This window comes from Peptoniphilus indolicus (genome assembly GCF_900454665.1).
Classification (GTDB): Bacteria; Bacillota; Clostridia; order Tissierellales; family Peptoniphilaceae; genus Peptoniphilus; species Peptoniphilus indolicus.
The window spans coordinates 475,484-500,266 of record NZ_UGTH01000001.1 but is presented as its reverse complement, the minus strand read 5'-3'; the positions used below and the strand labels follow the sequence as shown (position 1 = coordinate 500,266).

Annotated in this window: 24 protein-coding genes; 20 read left to right on the top strand and 4 right to left on the bottom strand. The window is 33.4% G+C overall.

Annotated elements, in window-relative coordinates; translation table 11 throughout:
* Window positions 1-28: 28 nt before the first annotated feature.
* From DYE58_RS02440 to DYE58_RS11275, 5 genes are all read left to right on the top strand, one after another.
* Window positions 29-2,551 carry a ribonucleoside-diphosphate reductase subunit alpha gene (locus DYE58_RS02440; protein WP_115311984.1) on the top strand — a complete coding sequence of 841 codons (2,523 nt, stop codon included), beginning with the start codon at window positions 29-31 and terminating at the stop codon, window positions 2,549-2,551.
* Between the two features lie 9 nt (window positions 2,552-2,560).
* Window positions 2,561-3,601, top strand: coding sequence for a ribonucleotide-diphosphate reductase subunit beta (locus DYE58_RS02435; RefSeq protein ID WP_004819084.1), 1,041 nt, complete (start codon window positions 2,561-2,563; stop codon window positions 3,599-3,601).
* A gap of 663 nt (window positions 3,602-4,264) precedes the next feature.
* A complete protein-coding gene (locus DYE58_RS02430) occupies window positions 4,265-6,187 on the top strand; it encodes a stalk domain-containing protein (RefSeq protein WP_004819083.1) in 1,923 nt (640 codons plus the stop codon).
* A gap of 206 nt (window positions 6,188-6,393) precedes the next feature.
* Entirely contained in the window at window positions 6,394-6,552 is a 159-nt protein-coding gene (locus DYE58_RS11280) for a hypothetical protein (RefSeq protein ID WP_004819081.1), read from the top strand.
* Between the two features lie 11 nt (window positions 6,553-6,563).
* Window positions 6,564-6,797 (top strand): hypothetical protein, encoded by a 234-nt coding sequence (locus DYE58_RS11275; protein WP_245946038.1) that lies wholly within the window; start codon window positions 6,564-6,566, stop codon window positions 6,795-6,797.
* A 94-nt stretch (window positions 6,798-6,891) separates the two neighbouring features.
* Here the strand turns inward: DYE58_RS11275 and DYE58_RS02420 are convergent, their stop codons facing one another.
* From DYE58_RS02420 to DYE58_RS02410, 3 genes are all read right to left on the bottom strand, one after another.
* Window positions 6,892-8,163, bottom strand: coding sequence for an O-acetylhomoserine aminocarboxypropyltransferase/cysteine synthase family protein (locus DYE58_RS02420; RefSeq protein ID WP_004819077.1), 1,272 nt, complete (start codon window positions 8,161-8,163; stop codon window positions 6,892-6,894).
* Between the two features lie 457 nt (window positions 8,164-8,620).
* The gene (locus DYE58_RS02415; RefSeq protein WP_004819075.1) at window positions 8,621-8,887 is read right to left on the bottom strand and encodes a GNAT family N-acetyltransferase; all 267 of its coding nucleotides are present in this window, start codon (window positions 8,885-8,887) and stop codon (window positions 8,621-8,623) included.
* Window positions 8,888-8,954: 67 nt separating this feature from the next.
* Window positions 8,955-9,878 carry a LysR family transcriptional regulator gene (locus DYE58_RS02410; RefSeq protein WP_004819072.1) on the bottom strand — a complete coding sequence of 308 codons (924 nt, stop codon included), beginning with the start codon at window positions 9,876-9,878 and terminating at the stop codon, window positions 8,955-8,957.
* A gap of 194 nt (window positions 9,879-10,072) precedes the next feature.
* On the opposite strand from DYE58_RS02410, the gene DYE58_RS02405 reads away from it, so the two are divergent.
* The 8 genes from DYE58_RS02405 (at window position 10,073) to DYE58_RS02370 (ending at window position 18,051) form a co-directional block, all read left to right on the top strand.
* Complete coding sequence (locus DYE58_RS02405) at window positions 10,073-10,978, top strand: substrate-binding domain-containing protein (RefSeq protein ID WP_040552085.1); 906 nt, start codon at window positions 10,073-10,075, stop codon at window positions 10,976-10,978.
* Window positions 10,968-11,861 carry a phosphate ABC transporter permease subunit PstC gene (pstC, locus tag DYE58_RS02400; protein ID WP_004819068.1) on the top strand — a complete coding sequence of 298 codons (894 nt, stop codon included), beginning with the start codon at window positions 10,968-10,970 and terminating at the stop codon, window positions 11,859-11,861. The genes DYE58_RS02405 and pstC overlap by 11 nt, the downstream gene beginning before the upstream one ends.
* Entirely contained in the window at window positions 11,858-12,748 is an 891-nt protein-coding gene (gene pstA, locus DYE58_RS02395; RefSeq protein WP_004819066.1) for a phosphate ABC transporter permease PstA, read from the top strand. Before pstC ends, pstA begins: the two co-directional genes overlap by 4 nt.
* Window positions 12,745-13,494, top strand: a complete 750-nt coding sequence (gene pstB, locus DYE58_RS02390) for a phosphate ABC transporter ATP-binding protein PstB (RefSeq protein ID WP_004819064.1) — start codon at window positions 12,745-12,747, stop codon at window positions 13,492-13,494. Before pstA ends, pstB begins: the two co-directional genes overlap by 4 nt.
* 4 nt (window positions 13,495-13,498) lie before the next feature.
* On the top strand, window positions 13,499-14,146 hold the full coding sequence (phoU, locus tag DYE58_RS02385; RefSeq protein ID WP_040552377.1) for a phosphate signaling complex protein PhoU: 648 nt from the start codon (window positions 13,499-13,501) through the stop codon (window positions 14,144-14,146).
* Window position 14,147: 1 nt separating this feature from the next.
* Window positions 14,148-14,831, top strand: a complete 684-nt coding sequence (locus tag DYE58_RS02380) for a response regulator transcription factor (protein WP_004819060.1) — start codon at window positions 14,148-14,150, stop codon at window positions 14,829-14,831.
* A complete protein-coding gene (locus DYE58_RS02375) occupies window positions 14,824-16,440 on the top strand; it encodes a sensor histidine kinase (protein WP_040552083.1) in 1,617 nt (538 codons plus the stop codon). The genes DYE58_RS02380 and DYE58_RS02375 overlap by 8 nt, the downstream gene beginning before the upstream one ends.
* Before the next feature lie 141 nt (window positions 16,441-16,581).
* Window positions 16,582-18,051, top strand: a complete 1,470-nt coding sequence (locus DYE58_RS02370; RefSeq protein WP_004819057.1) for an aldehyde dehydrogenase family protein — start codon at window positions 16,582-16,584, stop codon at window positions 18,049-18,051.
* 37 nt (window positions 18,052-18,088) lie between these two features.
* Here DYE58_RS02370 and DYE58_RS02365 read toward each other — a convergent pair whose 3' ends face one another.
* Entirely contained in the window at window positions 18,089-18,484 is a 396-nt protein-coding gene (locus tag DYE58_RS02365) for a Fur family transcriptional regulator (RefSeq protein WP_004819055.1), read from the bottom strand.
* 117 nt (window positions 18,485-18,601) lie between these two features.
* Here DYE58_RS02365 and DYE58_RS02360 point away from each other — a divergent pair, with 117 nt between their 5' ends.
* The 7 genes from DYE58_RS02360 to DYE58_RS02330 are packed head-to-tail and all read left to right on the top strand — an operon-like array spanning window position 18,602 to window position 24,718.
* Window positions 18,602-19,606 (top strand): metal ABC transporter substrate-binding protein, encoded by a 1,005-nt coding sequence (locus DYE58_RS02360; protein ID WP_115311983.1) that lies wholly within the window; start codon window positions 18,602-18,604, stop codon window positions 19,604-19,606.
* Complete coding sequence (locus DYE58_RS02355) at window positions 19,603-20,253, top strand: metal ABC transporter ATP-binding protein (protein WP_004819052.1); 651 nt, start codon at window positions 19,603-19,605, stop codon at window positions 20,251-20,253. The genes DYE58_RS02360 and DYE58_RS02355 overlap by 4 nt, the downstream gene beginning before the upstream one ends.
* A complete protein-coding gene (locus tag DYE58_RS02350) occupies window positions 20,240-21,040 on the top strand; it encodes a metal ABC transporter permease (RefSeq protein WP_004819049.1) in 801 nt (266 codons plus the stop codon). Before DYE58_RS02355 ends, DYE58_RS02350 begins: the two co-directional genes overlap by 14 nt.
* Window positions 21,041-21,081: 41 nt before the next feature.
* Window positions 21,082-21,552, top strand: coding sequence for a Cys-tRNA(Pro) deacylase (ybaK, locus tag DYE58_RS02345; RefSeq protein WP_004819048.1), 471 nt, complete (start codon window positions 21,082-21,084; stop codon window positions 21,550-21,552).
* The gene (locus DYE58_RS02340) at window positions 21,553-23,235 is read left to right on the top strand and encodes a phospho-sugar mutase (protein WP_004819046.1); all 1,683 of its coding nucleotides are present in this window, start codon (window positions 21,553-21,555) and stop codon (window positions 23,233-23,235) included.
* Window positions 23,236-23,246: 11 nt separating this feature from the next.
* Window positions 23,247-24,170 (top strand): PfkB family carbohydrate kinase, encoded by a 924-nt coding sequence (locus DYE58_RS02335; RefSeq protein WP_040552081.1) that lies wholly within the window; start codon window positions 23,247-23,249, stop codon window positions 24,168-24,170.
* The gene (locus DYE58_RS02330) at window positions 24,167-24,718 is read left to right on the top strand and encodes an isochorismatase family protein (RefSeq protein WP_004819042.1); all 552 of its coding nucleotides are present in this window, start codon (window positions 24,167-24,169) and stop codon (window positions 24,716-24,718) included. Before DYE58_RS02335 ends, DYE58_RS02330 begins: the two co-directional genes overlap by 4 nt.
* Window positions 24,719-24,783: the final 65 nt, after the last annotated feature.

Genomic DNA, 24,783 nt, shown 5'->3' with positions numbered 1-24,783 from the left:
TTATTAATATAATACTTAGGGAGTAGAAATGATAATAATAAAGAGAAGTGGAAAAACTGTAGAATTTGATGTGCAAAAGATAAAAAGAGCAATAGAAAAAGCATTTATATCAGTTTCTAAACCATATAAAGAAGATATATTGGAACAGATGGCAGTTGATGTTCAAAAAAAGGTAGAAAACAACTTTCCAAAAGACCATGTTGTAACAGTTGAAGAAATTCAAGATTTAGTAGAAATAACATTGATAGAATACAACTACTATACAGTTGTAAAATCATATATTTTATATAGAGCGTCTCATCACAAAATGAGAAAAGTATTAGAAGACTTTTCGGATTATTTTGACGATGTTGAACTACTTGAAGTAATGAAAAAAATTCAAAAAGACTTCAAAGAAGACGTATATGAATTGGGAAGTCTGTATACAAAATTTACATCATTTGCAAAAGAAAATATGAGCTTTGAAGATATTATAAATTCACTTATAAAAGCGGCAAGTGAATTAACTTCAAAGGACGCACCTAAATGGGAGTATATAGCAGGGAGATTTTTAAGTTTTAATATTAACAGAAACATAGACAAAGAATCTAACAAGCACGAAATATATAGCTTTGCAGATAAAATTAAGTTGTTAACTAAAGAAAATTTGTATGGCAAGTATATACTTGAAAACTACACAGTGGAAGAAATAGAAGAGCTTGAAAACTATATACAGCCACAAAGAGATGAATTATTCAACTACTCAGGCTTGGAATTAGTATACAAGAGATATTTAATAAAAAACATGAGCGGAGTTGTACTTGAAAAAGTGCAAGAAATGTTCATGGGAATTTCAATGCACTTGGCAATGAGAGAAAATGACAGAGTTTATTGGGCAAAGAAATTCTATGATATACTTTCAAATTTAAAGGTTACAATGGCAACCCCAACAATGTCAAATGCACGTAAGCCTTTCCATCAACTTTCTTCATGTTTCATTGACACAGTACCGGATAACTTAGATGGAATATACCGTTCAATAACCAATTTCTCACAAGTTTCAAAACACGGTGGCGGAATGGGATTGTATTTTGGGAAAGTTAGGGCAATGGGCTCAGATATAAGAGGGTTTAAAGGCGTTGCAGGAGGCGTAATTCGTTGGATAAGACTTGCAAATGATACAGCAGTTGCAGTAGATCAACTTGGAATGAGACAGGGCGCTTGTGCGGTTTATTTAGACGTATGGCACAAAGATATTCCTGAGTTTTTACAGTTAAGAACAAATAATGGGGACGACAGAATGAAAGCACACGATGTCTTTCCGGCAGTTTGTTTCCCAAACTATTTCTGGGAACTTGCGAAGAATGACTTAGATGCAAATTGGTATATGATGTGTCCACATGAAATTCTAACTTATAGAGGATATGCTCTTGAAGACTATTTTGGTGACGAGTGGGTTAGAAGGTATAAAGAGTGTATTGAAGACGATAGAATAGAAAAGAGAGTGATGAGTGTGAAAGATATGGTAAGGCTCATCATAAAATCCACTGTGGAAACAGGAACTCCATTTATATTCAATAGAGATGTAGTAAATAAATACAATCCAAACTCACACAAGGGAGTTATCTATTCATCAAACTTGTGCACAGAAATAGCTCAAAATACTTCTGAAATTGAATCGGTTTCAAAGGAAATAGTAGATGTAAATGGCGAAACAGTTGTAGTTACAACTACAAAACCGGGAGATTTTGTAGTGTGTAATTTAGCATCTTTAGTGCTTGGGAATATAAATATAACAGACCAAGAGGAACTTGAAGATGTAGTCAGCACAGTAGTGAGGGCGTTGGACAACGTAATAGATTTGAACTACTATCCGGTAGAATATGCAAAGATTACAAATGGAAGATACAGAGCAATAGGCCTTGGCACAAGCGGTTATCATCATGCAATGGTAAAACAGGGAATAATGTTCCAAAGTGAAGAACATTTAAAATTTGCAGATGAACTTTATGAAAACATAAACTACTATGCAGTTAAAGCATCAGCAGAAATAGCGAAAGAAAAAGGCAGTTATGAGTACTTTGAAGGTTCAGATTGGCAAAGTGGAGCATACTTTGAAAAGAGAAACTACACATCAGAAAGATGGGAAGCTCTTAGAGATGAAGTAGCCAAGGGAATGAGAAATGCTTATCTTATGGCAGTTGCACCGACAGGGTCTACATCTATAATAGCAGGGACAACAGCGGCAGTTGATCCGGTTATGATGAGATATTTCCTAGAGGAAAAGAAGGGGCAAATCGTTCCGAGAGTAGCTCCATCACTTAGCTCACAAACATTTTGGTTGTATGAAAACGCACATGAAATTGACCAAACTTGGGTAATTAAATCAGCAGGAATAAGACAAAGACATCTTGACCAATCACAATCAGTGAACTTGTATATAACTACGGAATATACAATGAAACGAATTTTGAACTTATTTATACAAGCTTGCGAAGAAGAAGTTAAGACTATCTACTATGTGAGAAGTAAATCATTAGAAGTTGAAGAGTGTGACAGTTGTAGTGCATGAGGAGGAAAAATGGAAGTAAAGAGAAAAGCTCTTTTTAATGAAAAAGGAGATATAGAACTCTCTAAGAGGAGAATGATAAATGGCAATACTACTAACTTAAATGACTTCAATAATATGAAGTATTCTTGGGTTTCGGATTGGTATAGACTTGCCATGAATAACTTTTGGATTCCGGAAGAAATAAATTTAACTCAAGACATAAAAGACTATAGAAAATTAGATGCGACAGAAAAAACAGCATACGACAAAATACTTTCCTTTCTTGTATTTTTAGACTCACTACAATCAGCAAATTTGCCAAACCTTTCAGAATTTATAACGGCAAACGAAGTAAATTTATGTCTGAATATTCAAACTTATCAAGAATCTGTCCACTCACAAAGCTATGGATATATTTTAGATACAATATGCTCTCCGGAAGAGAGAACAGAAATATTATACCAATGGAAAGATGATCCGATTTTGCTTGCGAGAAATAAATTTATAGGTGACCAATACAATGATTTTTACTATGAGAGAACAGAAGATAATTTAGCCAAGACATTGGTAGCCAATTATGTGCTTGAAGGAATATATTTCTATTCAGGGTTTATGTTCTTCTATTCCTTGGGAAGAATTGGTAAAATGCCGGGTACAGTTCAAGAGATAAGATATATCAACAGAGATGAAAATTCTCACCTGTGGTTGTTTAGAAGCATAATATTAGAACTTAAAAAAGAAGAACCTCAACTCTTCACAGACGAAAAAATTGAAGAATATAGGAGTATGATTGAAAGAGGAGTTGAAGAAGAAATAAAATGGGCTGAATACGCAATAGGCAATAATGTAAAAGGTCTTAGCATGGATATGATAAGAAGTTATATTAAATATCTTGGAAACTTGAGAAGCAAAGGACTTGGATTTGGGATAATCTATCCCGGATTTGAAAAAGAGCCGGAGAGTATGGCGTGGGTTAGCGAATACTCAGACCCTAATATGGTGAAAACAGATTTCTTTGAAGCCAAAGTTTCAGCTTATGCAAAGAGCAGTGTAATAGAAGATGATTTATAATTAAGATTTATAATTAAAATGGACAGTTTTAAAAATTGTCCATTTTTTACATTCAATTTTAGTTGGGGATATTAAACATGGGGAAGACACGAGTTTTGTGAGGTTTGACCGAAAATGAAAATAAATTTGAAAAATGAAAAATTATTTATATGAATTGATTGAGTTAAGTTTTTGAAAATTCATTAAATTGTGATTATCGGATCGATCTCATGCTGATGCATTCGTGTGACCCCTACGATTTATAAAAATTAAAAATGCTTAAAAAAAAGTAGGGACGGCACGTTTTTGCAAGATTGAATATGAAGGTAAAATGAAATGGAGAAATTGAAAAAATGAATGAAAAGAAATATAGGCCCGCCCGTTAATGACAATTTATATTGTTTGATGTTTTAAAATTTTATTTGCATTATAAACATAACGTAGGGGCGACACGAGTTTACGAGGTTCGTCCGAACATACATATATAAATTAAAAAGCATTATAAAGCAAATTTATTTGGGGAATTTAATTTTAAACATTTATTTAACAGAAATATTAAAATCTTGTTACAAAAGTTAAAAAATGTTATTTTAGTGGAAATTTTAATATTTTAGAGGTATACTTTAGTTAAGAAACAAGTGAGTGAGAGATTAGTTTACACAAATGGACTTAGGAGGAAAACAAATGAATAAAATCAATAGAAAAAGAATTACATCAGTTGCACTAGCATTTACACTTGCAGTAGCTGCACCGGTAAAAGCAAATTTTTCTAATTTTAATTTAGAACTTAATAAGGTAGCAGCGGCAGAAGCGAAAACACCTACACAAGATGAAGCAAAAGCAGCAGCAGAAGCAGCAACCACAGCAGCAGAAGAAGCTAATAAAAGAGTTAAAGAAGCTAGTGGGGAATTAAAAACTGCAACAGGCGATTTGGAAGAAGCAAAAAAATTAGAAGGAGAAGCTAAAGAGGCGGCAGAAGCAGCAACTACAGCAGCAAAAGCAGCAACCACAGCAGCAGAAGAAGCATCTAAAGCTCAAGAAGCTATAAGCTTAGCAAAATCAGCTAATATAAGTTCTAAATCTGCAAAAGAAAAAGCAGCAAGGATAATGGGTCTTATTGAAGAAGCTAAAAATAAGGAAGAACAAGCCAAACAAGAAAAGACAGCTCAAGAAAAAGCTAAAGCAGAATTGAAATCAGCTATAGATACAGCTAAAGGTAGTTTGAGTACCGCCACTTCAGATGTATATACTCAAGACTCTATAGATAAGTTAAAAGCTGCAATAGCAACAGCTGAAGGTATTTATAAAGATGATACTAAAAAATCAACAGATTATACTACAGCAAAAGCAAATCTTGAAAAAGTAAAACTTGAAAAGAAAACAGTGAAACCAACACCGGCTCCGACTTCTGTTACTTTAAACAGACCAACAGTATACTATAATAAGGTTACAGGAAGAACTACACCTTACGCAACTGTAACTCTATATAGAAATAGAAGTAAAGTAGACTATGTAAAAGCCGACAGATATGGTGATTATACAATAAACTATAGATTTGGAGACTACAGATATAACGGATACAATGGGACAGCTTCAGTAAGTTCTTATGGAGATAGATATGTATCAGGTTATACAACTGCAAACACTTATGTTCAAGCATATAACAATGGTGAGTATTTAGGTTCTGCATACTCTGATTCAAGAGGGTACTATACTATAAACTTTAATAAGTATGTATACAATAGAAATAATACTGTAGTTTATACAAATGGATATAACAATAGCTACAACAATGGTTATGGATATTACGATTTATCAGATTATTATCTAGAAGCTGAATTAGATGGAAAATATTCTGAGAGACAATATTTAAATAAAGCTTATATTGATAGATATTACAATAATGGATATTATAATAACTATGCATATGCACCAAGAATAACTCAAGCTATAGCTGGAACAAGCACTGTAAAAGGTAGCGGAGTTAATGGATATGCAACAGTTGCAGTTTATGATTCCAAGGGAATTAGACTTGGTAGTGGGACAGCTTATAGCAATGGAGAATTCACTATCAGTTTAAACAGAGACTTAAAAGCCGGGGAAGAAATCAAAGTAACTGCAAATTATTCTAACTTAAGAGAAAACAACACAACTTACAAAGTAGCCGGAGAATCTAAGAAAGATACTTACAACTATGTTGTAAATCTAACAATAGGAGACAAGAGATTAACAACAACAAAAGATGGAGTAACTACAACAACAACTATGGATGTAGAAGCTTATATAAAAGAAGGTAGAACAATGCTACCAATCAGATTTGTAGCTCAAGCTTTGGGATACAATGTAACTTTTAATGATACAACAAGACTTGCGACTTTCACAGATGGCAAGAAAGTGGTAATCATCAATATAGATTCAAGAGATTTCTATGTAGATGGTATTAAGAACACATTCAGTGTAGACCCTGAAATTAAACAAGGCAGAACAATGCTTCCAATTTCTGAAATTGGTAAAGCACTTGGAATGACTACTGGTAATAAGGGTGACAACAAAAATATTGAATGGGATTCAGTAAGAAGAGAAGTTAAGATCCAACTAACTAAATAAACTCACTTGAAAAAAGAGCAACTTAGGGTGCTCTTTTTTTGTATTAATGGGTATAAACGTGTAATAAATAAATTAGTTACTGTTAGTTTATAATTTACTTTTATTTTAAAGGAATTGATTTAGGTAAGTTATAGATTTACAGATGAATACTGATTATATTTTATAATTGTATTTAAAATTAAGGGTTTTATTTTGAGGAGAAGTTTATGAAAGTTGGCAAGAAAAGTTTGGTGTTATGGGCAGCTATTGTTTGGGTTATAGCGGGGGTTAATGTTTTAAAGATAGGAATTAGTGTGTATTCTGAGTATTTATCTTTGTTGAATTTGGGGCTAAGTGTTATAGTATTTTTAATTTTTGGAATATGATTTTCAAGAAGATGGTTGATAAAAATATCATAAGGATAAAGGGCTTGCCACATGAAAAATACAATTTTTGGAATTTTTTTGATTTAAAATCTTTTTTGATTATGGCTTTTATGATGAGCATGGGTATTAGTTTAAGGCTTTATAATTTAGTGCCTGATGTTTTCATAGCTGTTTTTTATTCTGGATTAGGGACAGCACTGGCACTTGCAGGTGTTAAATATTTTTATAAGTTTTTAAAATATTAAGAGCGAGTTTTTCGCTCTATTTTTGTTGGATTTTAACTTAAAAAATAGGTTTGAAAAATAAAAATGGGTGAGCAGAGGCACACCCACAGCGGAATTAAATATTTTTAAATGCTTGGTCTAAGTCGGCTATGATGTCTTCGACATTTTCTATTCCAACGGATAGTCTGACTGTATTCTCTTTTATTCCGGCACGCTCTAAGGCTTCTTTTGATAGCTGACGATGAGTCATGCTTGCAGGATGCAAGACGTGAGTTCTGACATCTCCAACGTGAACTACGAGTGTAGCAAGTTTTAGGTTATTTATCCATTGTTTTGTCTTTTCAAGTCCACCTTTTATTCCAACTGAAATTACTCCGCTTTGACCTTTAGGTAGGTATTTTTTTGCAAGTTCATGGTACGCATCATCTTCAAGCCCCGGGTAGTGTATCCATTCAACTTTTTCGTGAGTGTTTAAATATTTTGCAACTTTAAGTGCATTTTCGGAGTGTCTATCCATTCTAAGGGCGAGTGTTTCTATTCCGAGGTTTGTAAGGAATGCATTCATTGGTGAAGCCGGTGTACCAAAGTCACGAATGTATACTACTTTAGCTTTTACTGCGTATGCAGCTTTACCAAAAGTTTCTGTATAAGATAGACCGTGGTAATTAGGGTCTGGTGCAGAAATTGATTCGTAACCATTTTTTGCCCAATCAAAATTTCCACTGTCTACTATAAGCCCGCCTACCGCAACTGCGTGACCGTCTAAGTACTTTGTTGAAGAGTGAGTTACGATATCTATGCCATGTTCAAATGGTCTGCATAGATAAGGTGTAGCAAATGTGTTGTCTATTATCACGGGTAGTCCGTGTTTATGTGCGACTTCTGAAATTTTTTCTAAATCTAAAATTTCAAGTCCAGGGTTTGCTATAGTCTCTCCAAAGATAAGTTTTGTCTTTTCGTTGATTGCTTTTTCTAATGCTTCAAAGTCATTTAAAGGTACAAATTTTGTTGTGATACCAAGTTTTTTGATTGTTGAAGACAGAAGTGTGATTGTACCTCCATAAAGGTTGTCCATGGCAATTATTTCATCACCTGATTCGCAAATATTTAATATTGAGATTAGGTTTGCTTGTTGTCCGGAAGATGTTGCAACAGTTGCGACTCCTCCTTCAAGAGCAGTAACTTTTTTCTCTAATGCTGTAACAGTTGGGTTGGAAATTCTTGTATACATATCTCCTTCTTTTTTTAAATTGAATAAGTCTGCTACTTCGTCTGCATTGTCATATTTATATGTTGTGGATTGAACTATTGGCACTGTTCTTGATTCTCCGTTTTTTGGATGATATCCTGCTTGAATACAGAGTGTTTCTGATAAATAATTTGTCATGTTTTTCCTCCTTAGTTGTATAAAAAAAGAGCCATCGTATAAGGACGAAAGCTCGTGTTACCACCTTAATTTTTCATTAGCTTCCACTAATGAACTCAATAGGTATCTATCAATACCCTCTGCTGTAACGGGCAATCCCGTACTCGCCTAACAATAAGCTTAGCAAGTCCATAAAAAGGCCATATTCCCAATTTCAAAATCTACTTCTTTCACCACAACGAAGCTCTCTGTAATCTTTTTAGAAAGGTACTCTTCTTTTTGTACGTTTATTTAAAAATCATTTTAATGTATGTTAGCATTTTATTTTTTTTGAGTCAATGCTGTGAATAATGGCTTTTATGTGTTGCCGGTTATAGCTAAAATGAATAGAGTTTAAAAAGAGTTATATAGAGGGCTATCGATGCATGTAAATGCAATAAAAAGAAGCTTCAAAAAACTGAAGCTTCTGATAATTTATTTATGCTCTGACGTCGTCAAATTCTTCGCCTTGTAATTTTTTGTTTACGTATGAACAAGTAGGGATAATTTTTTTACCCTCTGCTCTTGCGTCGGCAATTAGTCGTTTAACAAGTTCACCTGCAAGTCCTTGACCTTCCATGGCAGGTCTTACAATTGTGTGTTGAGCATCGATTTTACCGTCTTTTTCAACGAATTGAAGAATTCCATCATATTTTTCTTGGCTTTCACCAATGTAATAAGCATTTTGACCTCTTTTAACTTCCATGTCTGCCTCCTAATTGTTTTATAGTTTACTTAATGTATACCCAAGTGTTAGGGAACTAAAGATGAAGTTAGTAATTTTCTTCAATTTTGTACTGTGCTACATAGTGTTTTAAAATGTCTATATAAGTTTTGCCAATGGCGGATATTGGGTTGTCAGACCTATAGATATAGACAAGCTCCATTGACTCGTCACTTTCAAGAGGGATTGCCACAAGATTATCTCCGTTTAATTCTCTTGAGAGTATACCTGATGAAATTGTATAGCCATCTAATCCAATCAATAAATTAAAAAGTGTCGCTCTATCTGTTACTACAATTGATTTTCTTGCATATTCGATTGAGTGCAACTCTTCTGCGTAATAGAAGGAATTGTTTAATCCTTGGTCATATGTGAAACGTGGATATTCTTCAAGGTCTTTTAGAGTTACGATTTTTTTATTTGCAAGCGGATGGTTTTTACTGAAGAATACGTGAGGCCTTGCAGTAAAAAGTTTTTCAAATTTTAAATCATTCGCCACAAAGCTTCTCTTTAAAATTTCCTTATTGAAATCGCTTAAATATAAAATTCCTATTTCACTTCGTCTTGTACGTATATCTTCAATGATTTCAAAGGTACGAAGTTCTTTTAGTGAAAATTCATATTCATCTTTTCCGAGTAGTTTTACTAATTTTACAAAGGCATTTACTACAAACGCATAGTGTTGAGAGGCAACTGCAAATATTCTTTTGACAGATTTTTCTGATTTGTACTGACCTTCTAATAGGTCAGCTTGCTCAATGACTTGTTTTGCATAGGACAAAAATTTTGTTCCGTCGTCTGTGAGGCTAACTCCTCTGTTTGTTCTGTAAAATATTGTTATTCCCATTTCTTTCTCAAGTTCCATAATGGATTTGGAAAGTGTGGGTTGTGTTATAAATAATTCTTGTGCTGCTGTGTGAATTGAACCAGTGTGAGCCACTTGTATGATATATCTAAGTTGTTGTAGTGTCATTTTTTACCTCTTTTTATATACGATTTACCATTTGTATTATATCATTTGATATAAAATTATCAAAATCGATTTTACATTGCGATGGTACATTTAATTATTTTACACAAACTTTACAATTCAATATCAAGGAATTTACATTAGAGAAATATAATGTGCTTGTAATAAAAAACACGAACTTAGAAAGGATGAATTCAATGTCTAGTAAAGTTTTTAAAAGATTATTTGTGATGGTTTGTATAATGTCATTTACAATTGCGCTTACTGCTTGTGGGGCAAAAGATGAAAAAGAGGCCGCCGACGTTTCTGAAAAGACACAAAGCGCAACTATAAATGTAATAACAAGAGAAGACGGCTCAGGCACAAGAGGAGCATTTACTGAAATAGTTGGGTTAATCGAAAAAGATGCAAGTGGTAATGAAACAGATATGACTTATCCTGAAGCTGTTGTTCAAAATTCTACTGATGCGGTTATGACAGCTACAGCTAATGACGAAAGCGCTATAGGCTATATTTCTTTAGGGTCTTTGAACGACACTGTAAAGGCACTAAAAATTGGAGGAGTTGAAGCAAGTGCTGAAGATATTACCAATGGCTCATATCCTATAGCAAGACCCTTCAACATAGTCTACAAAGACGGTGTTACGCCTGAAGTACAAGATTTCTTAAACTTTATAGCTTCAAGCGAGGGACAAAAGGTTGTTGAAGAAGAGGGTTATGTCAAAAACAAAGATGCTCAACCTTATCAAGGAACTAATAATTCAGCATCTATAACAATTGCAGGCTCAACATCTGTAGCACCATTAATGGAAAAATTAGTTGAAGTTTATAAGATATTTAATCCTGATTTTAAAGCAGATATTCAAGCCACAGGTTCTTCATCTGGAATTCAAGCTGCAATAGACGGTTCAGCTCAAGTTGGTATGGCTTCAAGAGAGCTTAAAGATGATGAGGCTAGTCAATTGAAAAAAGAAGTCATAGCTATGGACGGAATAGCTATTATAACTAACAAAGCAAATCAAGTTTCAGATTTATCAATGGAACAAGTGAAAAATATATTTAGTGGAAAACTAACTGATTGGGCTGAGGTAAATGGAAAATAAGGTTGTATATAAAATAAAAAGTCAGCAAGAGTTTAAAGAGAGTATCGCAAGATACCTCTTTTTACTAAGTGCTATGTTATCTGTAATATTTATTCTCTTAATTTCTTATTTCATCTTTAGTGGTGGAATAAATGTGTTTAGAGATGTTGGAATTAAAGATTTTTTGTTAAATTCTAAATGGGCACCGATGAATAAACCGGCTTCGTTTGGTATTTTTTCAATGGTGATAGGTTCTATATTGGTGACATTGATTTCAAGTGCAATGGCTGTTCCGATTGCAGTGTTTACAGCTTCGTTTTTGGCTTGTGATTGTCCTATATGGTTATACAAAATTTTAAAACCGGCGTTAAATTTAATGGCGGGAATTCCATCGATAATTTATGGATTCTTTGCTTTGACATTTATAGTTCCCAAGATGAAGGATTTATCTGGTGGCACTGGAATGAGTATTTTAACGGCATCAGTTCTTCTCCTAATAATGATATTGCCGACTATAATTTCTATTTCTGAAAATGCAATACGTTCAGTACCGTATTCTTATTACACAGGAAGTATTGCTCTTGGGGCAACTCACGAGAGAACTATTATGAAAGTTTTGATGCCGGCGGCAAAGAGTGGTATTTTTGCCGGCATAATTCTTGGAATTGGTAGAGCAATTGGAGAAACTATGGCAGTTATATTGGTTGCAGGAAATCAAACTCGTCTAACTTTTAATATTTTTAAGGGCATTAGAACTTTGACCACAAATATTGTAATGGAAATGGGATATGCTTCAGGAATGCACAGAGAAGCTTTGATTGCGACAGCATGCGTCCTATTTGTATTCATCCTTATAATAAATTTTACTTTTTGGATTTTTAAGATAAGGAGTGAAAGGATATGAGCACTAAATTTGGAATATTGATTTTAATGGCTACAATTCTCATAGGCACTTTTGCTTTTTTGAAGTATAAAAATATGCTAAACGTCTATAGGTTTTTGACAACTCTATCTATAATATTCACTTTTGGAAGCTTAGCGGTTTTAATAGGCTATGTTATTTCAAAGGGAGTACCATATATAAAACCGTCTTTATTTGCTTTTGAATACACTTCAGATAATGTGTCAATGCTGCCGGCTATAATAACAACTTTTATAACTGTGATTTTATCAGTGGCATTGGCTACGCCAATAGGAGTTTTCACAGCAATATACTTGGTTGAGTATGCAAAGAGAGGCTCAAAAGTTGTAGAAGTTATAAGGCTTGCTGCGGAAACTTTACAAGGTATTCCGTCAATTGTTTACGGATTATTTGGAATGATGTTTTTCTCAATTTGGTTGGGATTTGGATTTTCTATAATTTCTGGAGTGTGTACTGTATCGATTATGATATTGCCGCTTATAATTCGTTCTACTGAGGAAGCTTTAAAAGCAGTGAATGACAGCATAAGACATGCATCATTTGCTCTTGGAGCTGGGAAGCTTAGGACAATTTTTAAAGTTGTGTTACCTGTTGCAATGCCGGGAATAATTTCAGGAGTTGTGCTTGCAACTGGACGTGTAGTAGGAGAAACTGCTTGCTTGATGTTCACTCTTGGGACGGCAACCAAAATGCCTGATGGAATTTTTTCATCAGCAAGAACTTTATCGCTACACGTTTATATGTTGTCTTCTGAGGGAATGCACGTTGGAGAGGCGTATGCTACTGCAACTGTACTACTAATCATAGTGCTTATAATTAATTTTATTTCAAATAAGATTGCCAATAGATTTATGGAGGTTAAAAGTTGACACTTAAGTTTAATATAGAAGACTTAAATCTTTATTATGGAGATTTTAAAGCTTTAAAAGGAATAAATATGGGGATAGAAGCGAATGAGATAACTGCTTTTATAGGTCCATCAGGTTGTGGGAAGTCTACAACTTTGAAGTGTTTAAATAGAATGAATGATTTAGTTGATGGTTGTAGAATTGAGGGTAAGATTGAACTCGATGGAGAGAGCATCAATTCATACAACATCAATGCTCTTAGAAAGAGAGTTGGAATGGTGTTTCAATCTCCAAATCCATTTCCAATGTCAATTTATAATAATATAGCTTATGGTCCAAAAACTCACGGCATAACTGATAAAAATACATTGGACGAAATTGTAGAAAAGTCTTTGAAGGCAGCTGCAATATGGAATGAAGTAAAGGACAACCTAAATAAAAATGCACTTTCAATTTCCGGAGGACAACAACAGAGATTGTGTATTGCAAGATGCTTGGCAATTGAACCGGATGTTATTTTGATGGATGAACCAACTTCTGCACTAGACCCGATTTCTACGGGAAAAATAGAAGACCTTGTCCTTGAATTGAAAAAAGATTATACTATTATCATGGTAACGCACAATATGCAACAAGCTTCAAGAGTTTCTGACAAGACGGCATTTTTCTTGAGAGGAGAGGTTGTTGAATTTGGAGATACCTATGAGATATTTTCTAATCCAAGAGATAAGAGAACGGAAGATTATATTACAGGAAGGTTTGGGTGAGATTGTGCGAAAGAAATTTGATGAAGAACTTGCTTTGTTAAATGAAGAAATGTTACAGATGAGTATGATAGTTGAAAAAGCTATAGATAAATCTGTAAATTTAATTTTTAATGCAGATGATAAGGGAATAAAAGAAGTCTTTGAATATGAAGAAGAGACTGACAGGTTGGAAACAAAAATTCAAGACCACTGTCTTAGACTTTTTTTAGAGCAACAACCGGTTGCAACAGATTTGAGATGGATTTCAGCTACTCTCAAGATGATTACAGATATGGAGAGAATAGGAGACCAAGCGAGAGATATTGCAGACTTATGCAAATATTTTAAAGAGGACGATAAGGTATTTTCTGTTGACTCAATAAAGGAAATGGCAAAGGCGACTATAGCCATGGTACACAAGAGCATAGATGCTTATGTTAAAAGAGATGTTGAAATAGCTGGAAGTGTGTCCAAAGATGATGATGTTGTAGATAATTATTTTATAGAAGTTAGAGCTGAGTTTGTAAAGTTAATAAAGAATGAATCCTTAGATGCTGAGCGAATAATTGACTTGATTATGATTACTAAATATCTTGAGAGAATTGCAGACCATGCTGTAAATATTTCAAGATGGATAATATTTGCCATAGAGGGATTTCCTACAGAGGCGTAGTATGTTGATATATATTGTTGAAGATGACAACTCAATACAAAAGCTGATTGAGTATGCATTGAAATCTAAAAATTACAATTGTAAAGGTTTTGAAAATGGTAGGGAGTTCTTTGGGGAACTCTCTAAAGTTGTACCTAATTTAATTTTGTTAGATATAATGTTGCCGGATATGGATGGAACTGAAATATTGGCTAAGTTAAAACAAAACTCAAATACTTCAGATATTCCGGTTATGATGTTGACGGCTAAGACATCTGAGTATGACATTGTGAGCTCTTTGGATATGGGTGCAGACGATTATATGATAAAACCTTTTTCTGTATTAGAGCTTTTGTCGAGAGTTAATGCTCTTTTGAGAAGAAATACTAAGAAATTAGAAGAGAGAATAGAATTTAAAGGCATTACTATGGACTTGTTGAGAAGAGAAGTTTCTATTGATGGAGATGGAATATCTTTGACATACAAGGAGTTTGAACTCTTAAAGTACTTACTTAACAATGTTGGAATTGTACTTTCGAGAGAAAAACTGTTAAATGCTGTGTGGGATTATGATTACGAGGGAGAGACCAGAACTGTAGATATGCACATAAAACTTCTCAGAGAAAAGTTGGGAGATAAGAGAGATATTATAACCACTGTAAGAGGTGTGGGATATAAGATAGATGCTGGAGATAAAAATGGATAGACATATTCAAAGATATTTGAGAATTGTGGCAACTTTTTCTTTCTTCGTAACTTTTATAGTCGCACTTATAATTTATTTTGTAGATTATAGTCAAAGTGAATACAAAGTTTTGGCGAATTTAAATTTTGTAATACAAAAGAATATTGAGAGTGAAGAAAATAAACTTGAATATATAAAAAATTTTGATAAAGAGTTTAATAGAATTAGGATAAGATATATTTCAGGTTCAGAAAATTATGACTCTAAAGGAGAAAAAAACTTTTCTTTAGAAGTTGGGAATAATAGAGAAAATATAAGTCTTACTAAATCTGAATTTGAAGTTGTAAAAAAATTAGATAATAGTTCTCTACTTGGAGTAAGTGAAATAAAAAATAATTTATTTGGAATATTTTTACACTTGTTACCAATAAATCTTTTAGCTATTGGAAGTGTATTTATTTTTACTAAATTCGCCACTAAAAAGTCGGTGGGTGGAATTTTGAAGCCTATAAACGCCTATGAAAAATCATGGGATATAGAAAAGATAATGGACGTACCGGAAATTTATCCGTTTGACAAAATCATTTTGAAACAAAGCGAGATGAATTTAAAGGAGATCCGAGAAATTGAAAGACAGAGAGATACTATAAATACTATTCTAATGGGCATGAAAGAAGGCCTTTTGATATTAGATGAGAAACGACGTATTTTGATGTTAAATTCTGAAGCAGCTAAGATTTTAGAAACAGATGAGGAATCGATAAACAAGAGTATACTTTACGTTACGAGAAATAGTGAAATTGTAAAGTCTATAGAAAATTGTTATCTTGGAATTTATTCTGAGGGTAGACTTGAAGTTCAAGACAGATATATAAAGTACTATTCAAACCCCGTGTACTACAACGAAAATATAAGTGGAGCAGTACTTCTTTTGATTGATGAGACTAAGAGGATAGAAGCAGAAAAAATCAGAGAAGAGTTTTCGGCAAATGTATCCCATGAATTGAGGACGCCTTTAACTTCTATATATGGATTTGCAGAACTTTTAAACACTGGAATTGTATCTGATGAGAATGACAAGAAAGAAATGCTCTACAGGATTTATAAGGAATCAAAGAGATTATTGGACTTGATTGATGAGATAATTAAGATTTCTAAGTTGGAGTCAAACGTTCAAGTCGTTGAAGATATTGTTGACTTAAATGAATTGTCAGAAGAGTTAAAATCACATTTTATTCCAATAGCAACTGAAAAAAATGTTGAGTTAGCGATTGTTGGCGATGGAGTTTTTAAAACTAACAAGACCATGATTTGGGAGCTATTAGCTAACTTAATCGAAAATGCAATTAAATACAATGTTGAGAATGGCAGTGTGGATGTTAGTATGGAAGTTACAGAACAGACTGAAATTGTAGTAAAGGATTCTGGGATAGGAATTGATGAAGAAAGTTTAAAGAGAATTTTTGAAAGATTTTACAGAGTTGATAAATCAAGAAATAAAAAAAGCGGAGGAACTGGACTAGGTCTTTCTATTGTAAAACATATTGTAAAAAATTTAAATGGAGAGATAGAAGTTCAAAGTGAAGCCGGAGTTGGAACTACAATAAAAATACAATTGCCAATAAACTAGGCCAAAGCTGAATATTTAATCACAAAAAGAGATTGTTAAAAAAATCTCTTTTTTTCTATGTTATTTAATAAAATTCAAGGGGTATACATTGCAAAGGAAGAAAAATATTTTAAAATAATTAAGATAGAAAAGGGTGATTAAATGTCTTTTGAATTAAAAAAAGAATATAGAATGTTTATAGGAGGAGAATGGAGAGAGGCTTCAGACGGGCAATGGTTACAAACTTTTAATCCTGCAACTGGAGAAGTTTTATCTCAAATCCCTCAAGCTACAAATGATGATGTAGACGATGCGGTTGAAGCTGCAAAAAAAGCTTTTGAAACTTTTAAAGATTCTACAGCAGTTGAAAGACAAGCGTTGCTCACTAAGATAGCAGATATAATAGATGAAAACGCCGAATACTTGGCTACTATAGAATCAATGGATAATGGTAAACCTATAAGAGAAACAATGGGAGCTGATATTCCTTTGGCAGCAGACCACTTTAGATATTTCGCAGCTGCGGCAAGAATGCAAGAAGGTACTGCTCAAATGTTGGATAAGAATACTTTAAATTTAATTTTACACGAACCTATTGGAGTGGTAGGACAAATAGTTCCTTGGAACTTCCCATTCTTAATGGCAGCATGGAAATTAGCGCCAGTATTGGCAGCAGGTGATGTAACAATTTTGAAACCATCAAGCAGCACATCTCTTTCAGTGCTTGCACTTATGGAATTAATTCAAGATGTTGTTCCGGCAGGTGTAATAAATGTAATTACCGGTTCAGGTTCAAAGAGTGGAGAATATTTACAACATCACAAGGGAATAGACAAGCTTGCGTTTACAGGCTCTACAGAAGTGGGTAGGGGAATTGGAATTGCAGCGGCAGAGAGAATTATCCCGGCAACTCTTGAGTTGGGTGGTAAGAGTGCCAATATATTCTTTGAAGATGCTGATATGGATGTTGCACTTGAAGGAGTTCAACTTGGAATTTTATTTAACCAAGGACAAGTTTGTTCAGCAGGGTCAAGAATTTTTGTACAAGAGAGTTTCTATGATGAATTTGTAGAAAAAGTTGTAGAGGCATTTAAAAAAGTTAAAGTTGGAGACCCACTTGACCCTGAAACACAAATGGGAGCTCAAGCAAGCATGGGTCAACTTAGAAAGATTTTAGACTATGTTGAAATAGGTCAAAAAGAAGGCGCAAAGATTTTAACCGGTGGAAATAAAATAGAAGGCGATGGAGTTTTCATGGAACCTACTTTACTTGGGGATGTTACAAATGAAATGAGAGTTGCCAGAGAAGAAATTTTTGGACCGGTTGGAGTAATCATAAAGTTTAAAGATGAAGAAGATTTAATTAGAATGGCAAATGATTCAGACTATGGACTTGGTGGAGGTGTATTCACTAAGGATATAAACAAGGCAATTAGAGTTGCAACAGGAATAAGAACTGGTAGGGTATGGGTTAACACATATAACACATTCCCAGCAGGTGCACCATTTGGGGGGTATAAAGAGTCCGGAATAGGACGTGAAACTCACAAGGTTATCTTAGACCACTACACACAAATGAAAAATATATTGATTAATTTAAGTGCTACTCCAGCAGGGATGTATTTAAAATAAAAACAGGCTCATGGGATAAAACTCATGAGCTTATTTTTTAGCCTTGGCAATCAGGACAGATTCCCTGTAATTCAAGTGTGTGTCCGGTAACCTTAAATCCAGTATTCTGTGCAATGCCGTCCTCATAAGGAGAGATTGGACAATGTGCAATAGGCACTATCTTTCCGCAATTAGAGCATACTATATAGTGTTCATGTGAGTCATAAATTGTATAGTAGCGTAGACCGTTTTGTCTAAGTGTTTTTTTAAGGAGACCTGCTCTTTCAAGTTCACTTAAAATGCGATAAACACTTGAACCGGAGACTACTTCTCTATTGATTTTTAGAATTAATTCATCTGCAGAAAGCGGCACAGAACTTGATTTTAAAATATCTAGAACTTCCATGCGGGCTTTTGTAGACCTGAGACCATGTTCAATCAATAATTCTTCCATAATATAACCTCCATTTACTTAGTATAACATTTTAAAAAGAGAAATAGTATTTTACTTTAATTTAAAAAAATTTGGGTATATCTTATTAAGAATAGTAATTAACTTTAGGAGGAAAACATGAAAAAAATTAGTTTGGTAGTAATGACATTTGTACTTTTATTGTTGGCAGCTTGTGGCAATAAAAATTCTGCAGAAAAAAGCGAAGCAGTAGACTCACGTGAAAAGCTTAAAGTTTATGCATCGGTGTATCCGGTATATGACTTTGTAAATAAAATTGGTGGAGATAAGATAGAACTTACTTCAGTTATACCAAATGGAGAAGAACCTCACGGATGGGAACCTAACCAAAAATTATTAAAAGAACTTGAATCTGCTGATGTATTTGTTTATTCAGGAGCAGGTCTTGAATCTTGGGTTGAAAAGGTAACTGAATCTGTTGAAAACAAAGATTTGAAATTTGTAGAAGCATCTAAGGGTGTTGAACTTATAGCAAACACTCATGATCATGACCATGAACACGAAGCGGTGGAACACAACCACGAAAACCACAACAATAATGAAGCTACAGAACATGAGCACGAACATGAACATGACCATGGGGCTTATGACCCACACGTATGGTTATCTCCTATAAGAGCAATAAAAGAGCTTGAAAATATAACTATGGCGCTTTCTGAAGCTGATCTTGAAAATGCTGATTATTATAAAGAAAATTTAGCTAAGTATTCAGAAGAGTTTAAGAAAGTAGATGAAGAATATAAAGCTAAGCTTGCAACAGTTCCTAACAAGATAATAGTAGTTTCTCATGAAGCCTATGGTTATCTTGTAGCTGACTATGGTTTAGAGCAAATAGGCATCACAGGAATTGAAGCTGAAACTGAACCAGATGCAAAGACAATGAAAGAAATCATTCAACTTGTAAAGGAAAAGAATATAAATACAATTTTTACAGAAGAGTTGCTAGATACTAAGATTGCTGATACAATTTCATCAGAAACAGGTGCTAAAACTGTAAGATTAAATCCACTTGAAGGACTTTCTGGAGAAGAAGTTAAAAATGGGGATGATTATGTTTCAGTTATGAGAGCAAATCTTGATAAATTAGTTGAGGCTTTGAGTTGAAATTGCTTGAAATAAAGAATTTAGATTTCGGATATAATAGAGAAAAAGTTTTAAAAAATATAGACTTAACAATTAACGGGGGCGAATTTATCGCCCTCGTTGGTTCTAATGGAGCGGGAAAAACTACTTTTATAAAACTTATATTAGGAGAATTAAAACCTAACAGTGGAACTGTAAATTTTAATTTGGAAAATGGTTTTAAAGATATAGGATATGTTCCACAGTTGGGAGTTGGGTCGAGTTACAATTTTCCAATTACTGTGAGAGAGTTATTGTCATTGCCGCTAAAAAGACGTGGGAGACTTAGCTCGGTAGAAAATGAAAGAATAGAAGAAACTTTAAAACTTGTTGGCATAGATGATAAGATAGATGATTTATATTCTGAGCTATCAGGGGGGCAAAGACAGAGAGTTTTAATAGCAAAGGCATTGATAGCCTACCCTAAGTTTTTGATTTTGGACGAACCTACAAATGGTATAGACCACAAGACTAAAGGTAATTTATATAAATTGTTACACCATATCAATAGAGCTCATGGAATAACTATTTTGATAATTACACATGAGTTGGATCTTGTTAGAGAGTACTTGGACAGAGTTTATATGGTGGAAGATGGTCAAGTGAGGATAATCGATGGAGATATTTGAATATAGCTACATGATTCGGGCTTTGATAGTCGGATTTATAGTGTCAATAATAATACCATTTATGGGGATAGTGGTAGTAAATAAAAAGATATCTATGATAGGGGATGCACTTTCTCACGTATCTTTAGCAGGGGTATTGATGGGATTTGTGCTCGGAATGAATATGACTTTGGGGGCACTTATAGTCTGTATAATAGCAGCGCTGCTAATGGAATTTATTAGAAAGAGATTTCCAAGTTATCAGGAAATTTCTACAGCAATTATAATGTCTACGGGGATTGGTCTATCGTCAATATTGTCAGGATTTTTGACGAGGTCAGCAAATTTTGAAGGTTTTTTATTTGGAAGTATAATAGCTATACCAAATGATGAATTCGCACTTATTTTGGGTGTTGGCATTGCTGTGTTTTTAACTTTTTTATATTTTTATAAAGATTTGATGCACATTTCGTTTGATGAGACAAGCGCAAGGCTATCCGGAATAAATGTGGGCTTGGTAAATACAATTTTTATGATGCTAATCGCTATAACAATTTCAGTTTCGGCAAGAACTGTGGGGATACTTATAATATCCTCTCTAATGGTAATTCCTGTGGCCTGTGCAATGAAATTTAGACTAGGATATTTTAAAACGCTAATACTATCATCAATTTTTGGACTCATATTTACCATGAGTGGTCTTATTCTTTCATTTTATTTAGGTTTAAAACCTGGTGGAACTATAGTTTTAATTGGAGTGTTTACTTTGATACTAATTCTTTTAATATCCCCTAAGTTTAATAGATGAAGGACTTGAAGATAAACGTTGTTTTTGGGTAAAATAAAAGTATGAAAAAGACTAATGCGATGAGAATTTTAGACCAAAATAAAATTGAATATGAAATTGTAGAGTATTCAGAAGATGGTGGCATATCAGGACAAGATGTTGCAAGACAGTTAGGGGAAGATGAGGAAATAGTATTTAAAACTCTTGTAACACATTTTAAAAATGACTATTTTGTTTTTGTTGTGCCGGTGTGTGCTGAACTTGATTTGAAACTTGCGGCAAATGTAGCTGGCGTTAAGAAAATAGAAATGATAAAGCAATCTGATTTGTTGAATACTACAGGATATATTCACGGAGGGTGTTCTCCGGTTGGAATGAAAAAACTTTTTAAAACCTATATAGATGAATCGGCAATAGAAAAGGAATTCATGTATGTTAGTGGTGGTAAAATAGGTTTACAGATAAAAGTAAAACCGAAGAGTTTAGAAAAGTTAATAGGGGCTGAGTTTGCTCAGATAGTTAGGAGAGATTAAATGGAATATAAAAATAGGATGAACGAATGGCTTAACAGTGCAGTAATTGATGAAGAGTCTAAAGCTGAAATAAGAGAGATAAAGGACGAATCTGAATTATTAGATAGATTTTATAGGGACTTGGAGTTTGGAACTGCAGGACTTAGAGGTATACTTGGTGCAGGAACTAACAGAATGAATAAGTACGTGATTATGAGAGCATCTCAAGGATTGGCAAACACTATAAAAAATCACGGCAAAGAAGCTGTTCAAAAGGGAATTGTAATAGCTCATGACGTTAGATATATGTCTCATGAGTTTTCTGAAATAGCGGCATCAGTATTTGCGGCAAATGGCATTAAGACTTATTTATTTGACGGTATAAGACCTACACCTATGCTTTCTTATGCAGTGAGATACTTGGGGACTCAATCAGGTATTGTAATAACAGCAAGTCACAATCCTAAGAATTATAATGGATATAAAGTTTATTGGGATAAAGGCTCTCAAATTTTAGAAGACATTGCTTCAGAAATTTTAGCTGAAATAGACAAGTTAAAATTTGAAGATGTTAAGACTATGGAATATGAAGAGGCTAAAAACCAAGGACTTATAGAAATACTTTCAGACGATCTTGATAAATCATACTATAGAGAAACTCTTATAAGAGCTCTTAGAGAAAATGTAGATAAAGATATAAGTGTAGTTTATACTCCACTTAATGGAACTGGGAATTATCCGGTTAGACACATCTTAAGGGAAAGAGGATTTACAAATATAACAGTTGTGCCTGAACAAGAAAATCCAGACCCAACTTTTGCTACAGTTGGTTACCCAAACCCTGAAGATACTAAGGCTTTTGCTTATGCTAAGAAGTTGGGGAAAGAGATAAAAGCGGATTTACTGATCGCTACAGACCCTGACTGTGATAGAGTTGCAATGATGGCTCTACATGAGGGTGAATATTTTGAGTTCAACGGAAATCAAATAGGTTCTCTTTTAACTTACTATATTTTGAGCTCATTAAAAGAAAAACAAGCTCTTCCAAGTAATGGAGCTATTGTAAAATCAATAGTAACAGGAGATTTGCCAAGAAGAATCGCTGAAAGTTTTGGGATTAAATCTTACAATACATTGACAGGTTTTAAAAATATCTGTGCACTTCCAAACAAGTGGGATGAAACTAAAGAATCTCAATTTGTATATGGTTTTGAAGAAAGTATAGGATATGTTTACGGAGACCATGTTAGAGATAAAGACGGAGTAATTTCTTCTATGCTAATTGTAGAGATGGCAGCTTACTATAAAGCTAAGGGAATGACTCTTGTTGATTTATTAAATGAAATTTTTAAAGAATATGGCTATCACGCAGAACACCTTATGAGCGTTGTACTTGAAGGTTTAGAAGGTGCAGACAGAATTAAGAGAATGATGGAATTCTTTAGAAAGACTGAATTCAAAGAATTTTCAGGAATAGATTTAAAAGAGAGAATTGACTATAAAGATGGATACAAAGATATTGGAAAGAGTAATGTTTTAATTTATTATCTAACAGACGGTTCTTGGTTTGCAGTTAGACCATCTGGAACTGAGCCAAAGATAAAATTATATATCTATGTAGTTGATAAAGACGCAGAAGCAGCAAAGAAAAAGGTAGACGACATAAAAGAGGATGTATTATCAAAGCTTAATTCAGTTGAATAGTGGAGGCTGACATGATATTGTTTTGTGAATTTAATCCGACTCTGAGGAAAGAATATAGAGTAGTGGATTTTGAAAAAAATAAAGTTAATACTTTTTCTGAAAATTTTGAATATCCAACTGGCGAAATTTTAGACTCTATGTTACTAGTAGATAAGCTTTCAGCTAATTCAACTCTTTTAACTTATCTTGGAGGGAAAACAGGAGAACTTTTTAAAAATGAACTTAATAAAAGAGGGATTGAACCTGTTATAGTTCATTCTAAAGATGAGAGTATGGAAGAAATACTAATTAGGAGCAGAAGTCTTAAGACCACAATACGAGGGGAGTATCCGGTACTCACAAATGATGAAGAAGAAACTTTATTTAGTAAGTTTAACGAATTGCTACAAAATGCAAATATCGTATTGATAGCAGCTAAAGGAAATCCAAATATAGATTCTACACTTTATAAAAACTTTTTTAATCTCTGTTATAAAAATGGAGTTAGAGTTTTGACAGCTCCAAATGAGATTGAAGATGTAATAGATGTGAAACCATATCTAATGGTAGTTGATAAGGAAGATTTAGAAAATTACACTAAGTTTGTAATAAAGACACAAAGCCAAGTGGTTAAAGCATCTAATATAATCTTTGAAAAAGGTGTTGGAGTGTTGGTGGTAAATTCACAGACAGGTGTCATGGTCAATACTAAAGGGGCAAGTTATAGAATAGATTTTAGTGATTTAAAATACTCTGTTAGCAAGTTTGACAAGAACAAGTTAAATGCCGGAATAGCTCTTGGAATTGAAAGAGGATATGACTTTGAGATGACATTAAAACTTGGGATAGCTTGTGCTATAATTGAATCAGTAGTAAAAAATCGTGAAGCTGAAATGGCAGATTTGAAAGCTTTGATGAATGATATACACGTGTATATCATAAGGGAGGAAATGTGAAGAATTTTAATTTAGATAGAGATAAAACATTATTTTTATTTATTGATGTTCAAGATAAGCTGTTAAATGTAATGAGTAATAAAGAAGATGTACTAAAAAATACAAAAATTCTTGCTCAAATGGCAAAAATAATGAATTTAGAAAGTATTTTTACAGCACAATATCCAAAGGGATTGGGATTTAGTAACGAAGAATTAAAATCATTTTTACCTGAGGCAAAAGAAATTGGTAAAGAATCTTTTAGTTGTATGTTAAATGATGAATTTGTAGAAGAGTTTAAATCTAAAGATAAAAAACAAATTGTTGTTAGTGGAGTAGAATCTCATATATGTGTTCTTTTAACTGCAAGAGACCTTATAGCAAATGGATATGAAGTATTTATAGCAAGTGATGCGGTTGGGTCAAGAAGTGACTTTAACTATAAGAATGCACTTCAAATGTTAAGTGAAATGGGATGTGTAATAACAAATACAGAAACAATTATGTTTGATTTAAATTCTGTTGCAGGTACTGATGAGTTTAAAGCAATTCAAAAATTAATAATGTAAGATTACTTTGTAACTTAAAACTAAAATATATAGGCTTGTCCTATATATTTTTTGTTTATTATTAT

Excerpts from the sequence above, each read along its gene's own strand:
- DYE58_RS02440 (WP_115311984.1), top strand. The coding sequence starts at position 29 with ATGATAATAATAAAGAGAAGTGGAAAAACTGTAGAATTTGATGTGCAA.
- DYE58_RS02360 (WP_115311983.1), top strand. The coding sequence starts at position 18,602 with ATGAAAAAAATTAGTTTGGTAGTAATGACATTTGTACTTTTATTGTTG.
- DYE58_RS02340 (WP_004819046.1), top strand. The coding sequence starts at position 21,553 with ATGGAATATAAAAATAGGATGAACGAATGGCTTAACAGTGCAGTAATT.
- pstC (WP_004819068.1), top strand. The coding sequence starts at position 10,968 with ATGGAAAATAAGGTTGTATATAAAATAAAAAGTCAGCAAGAGTTTAAA.
- DYE58_RS02370 (WP_004819057.1), top strand. The coding sequence starts at position 16,582 with ATGTCTTTTGAATTAAAAAAAGAATATAGAATGTTTATAGGAGGAGAA.
- DYE58_RS02405 (WP_040552085.1), top strand. The coding sequence starts at position 10,073 with ATGTCTAGTAAAGTTTTTAAAAGATTATTTGTGATGGTTTGTATAATG.
- DYE58_RS02415 (WP_004819075.1), bottom strand. The coding sequence starts at position 8,887 with ATGGAAGTTAAAAGAGGTCAAAATGCTTATTACATTGGTGAAAGCCAA.
- DYE58_RS02375 (WP_040552083.1), top strand. The coding sequence starts at position 14,824 with ATGGATAGACATATTCAAAGATATTTGAGAATTGTGGCAACTTTTTCT.
- DYE58_RS02410 (WP_004819072.1), bottom strand. The coding sequence starts at position 9,878 with ATGACACTACAACAACTTAGATATATCATACAAGTGGCTCACACTGGT.
- DYE58_RS02420 (WP_004819077.1), bottom strand. The coding sequence starts at position 8,163 with ATGACAAATTATTTATCAGAAACACTCTGTATTCAAGCAGGATATCAT.
- DYE58_RS02435 (WP_004819084.1), top strand. The coding sequence starts at position 2,561 with ATGGAAGTAAAGAGAAAAGCTCTTTTTAATGAAAAAGGAGATATAGAA.
- DYE58_RS02335 (WP_040552081.1), top strand. The coding sequence starts at position 23,247 with ATGATATTGTTTTGTGAATTTAATCCGACTCTGAGGAAAGAATATAGA.
- DYE58_RS11280 (WP_004819081.1), top strand. The coding sequence starts at position 6,394 with ATGAAAGTTGGCAAGAAAAGTTTGGTGTTATGGGCAGCTATTGTTTGG.
- DYE58_RS02380 (WP_004819060.1), top strand. The coding sequence starts at position 14,148 with ATGTTGATATATATTGTTGAAGATGACAACTCAATACAAAAGCTGATT.
- ybaK (WP_004819048.1), top strand. The coding sequence starts at position 21,082 with ATGAAAAAGACTAATGCGATGAGAATTTTAGACCAAAATAAAATTGAA.
- DYE58_RS02350 (WP_004819049.1), top strand. The coding sequence starts at position 20,240 with ATGGAGATATTTGAATATAGCTACATGATTCGGGCTTTGATAGTCGGA.
- DYE58_RS11275 (WP_245946038.1), top strand. The coding sequence starts at position 6,564 with ATGGTTGATAAAAATATCATAAGGATAAAGGGCTTGCCACATGAAAAA.
- pstA (WP_004819066.1), top strand. The coding sequence starts at position 11,858 with ATGAGCACTAAATTTGGAATATTGATTTTAATGGCTACAATTCTCATA.
- DYE58_RS02430 (WP_004819083.1), top strand. The coding sequence starts at position 4,265 with ATGAATAAAATCAATAGAAAAAGAATTACATCAGTTGCACTAGCATTT.
- DYE58_RS02365 (WP_004819055.1), bottom strand. The coding sequence starts at position 18,484 with ATGGAAGAATTATTGATTGAACATGGTCTCAGGTCTACAAAAGCCCGC.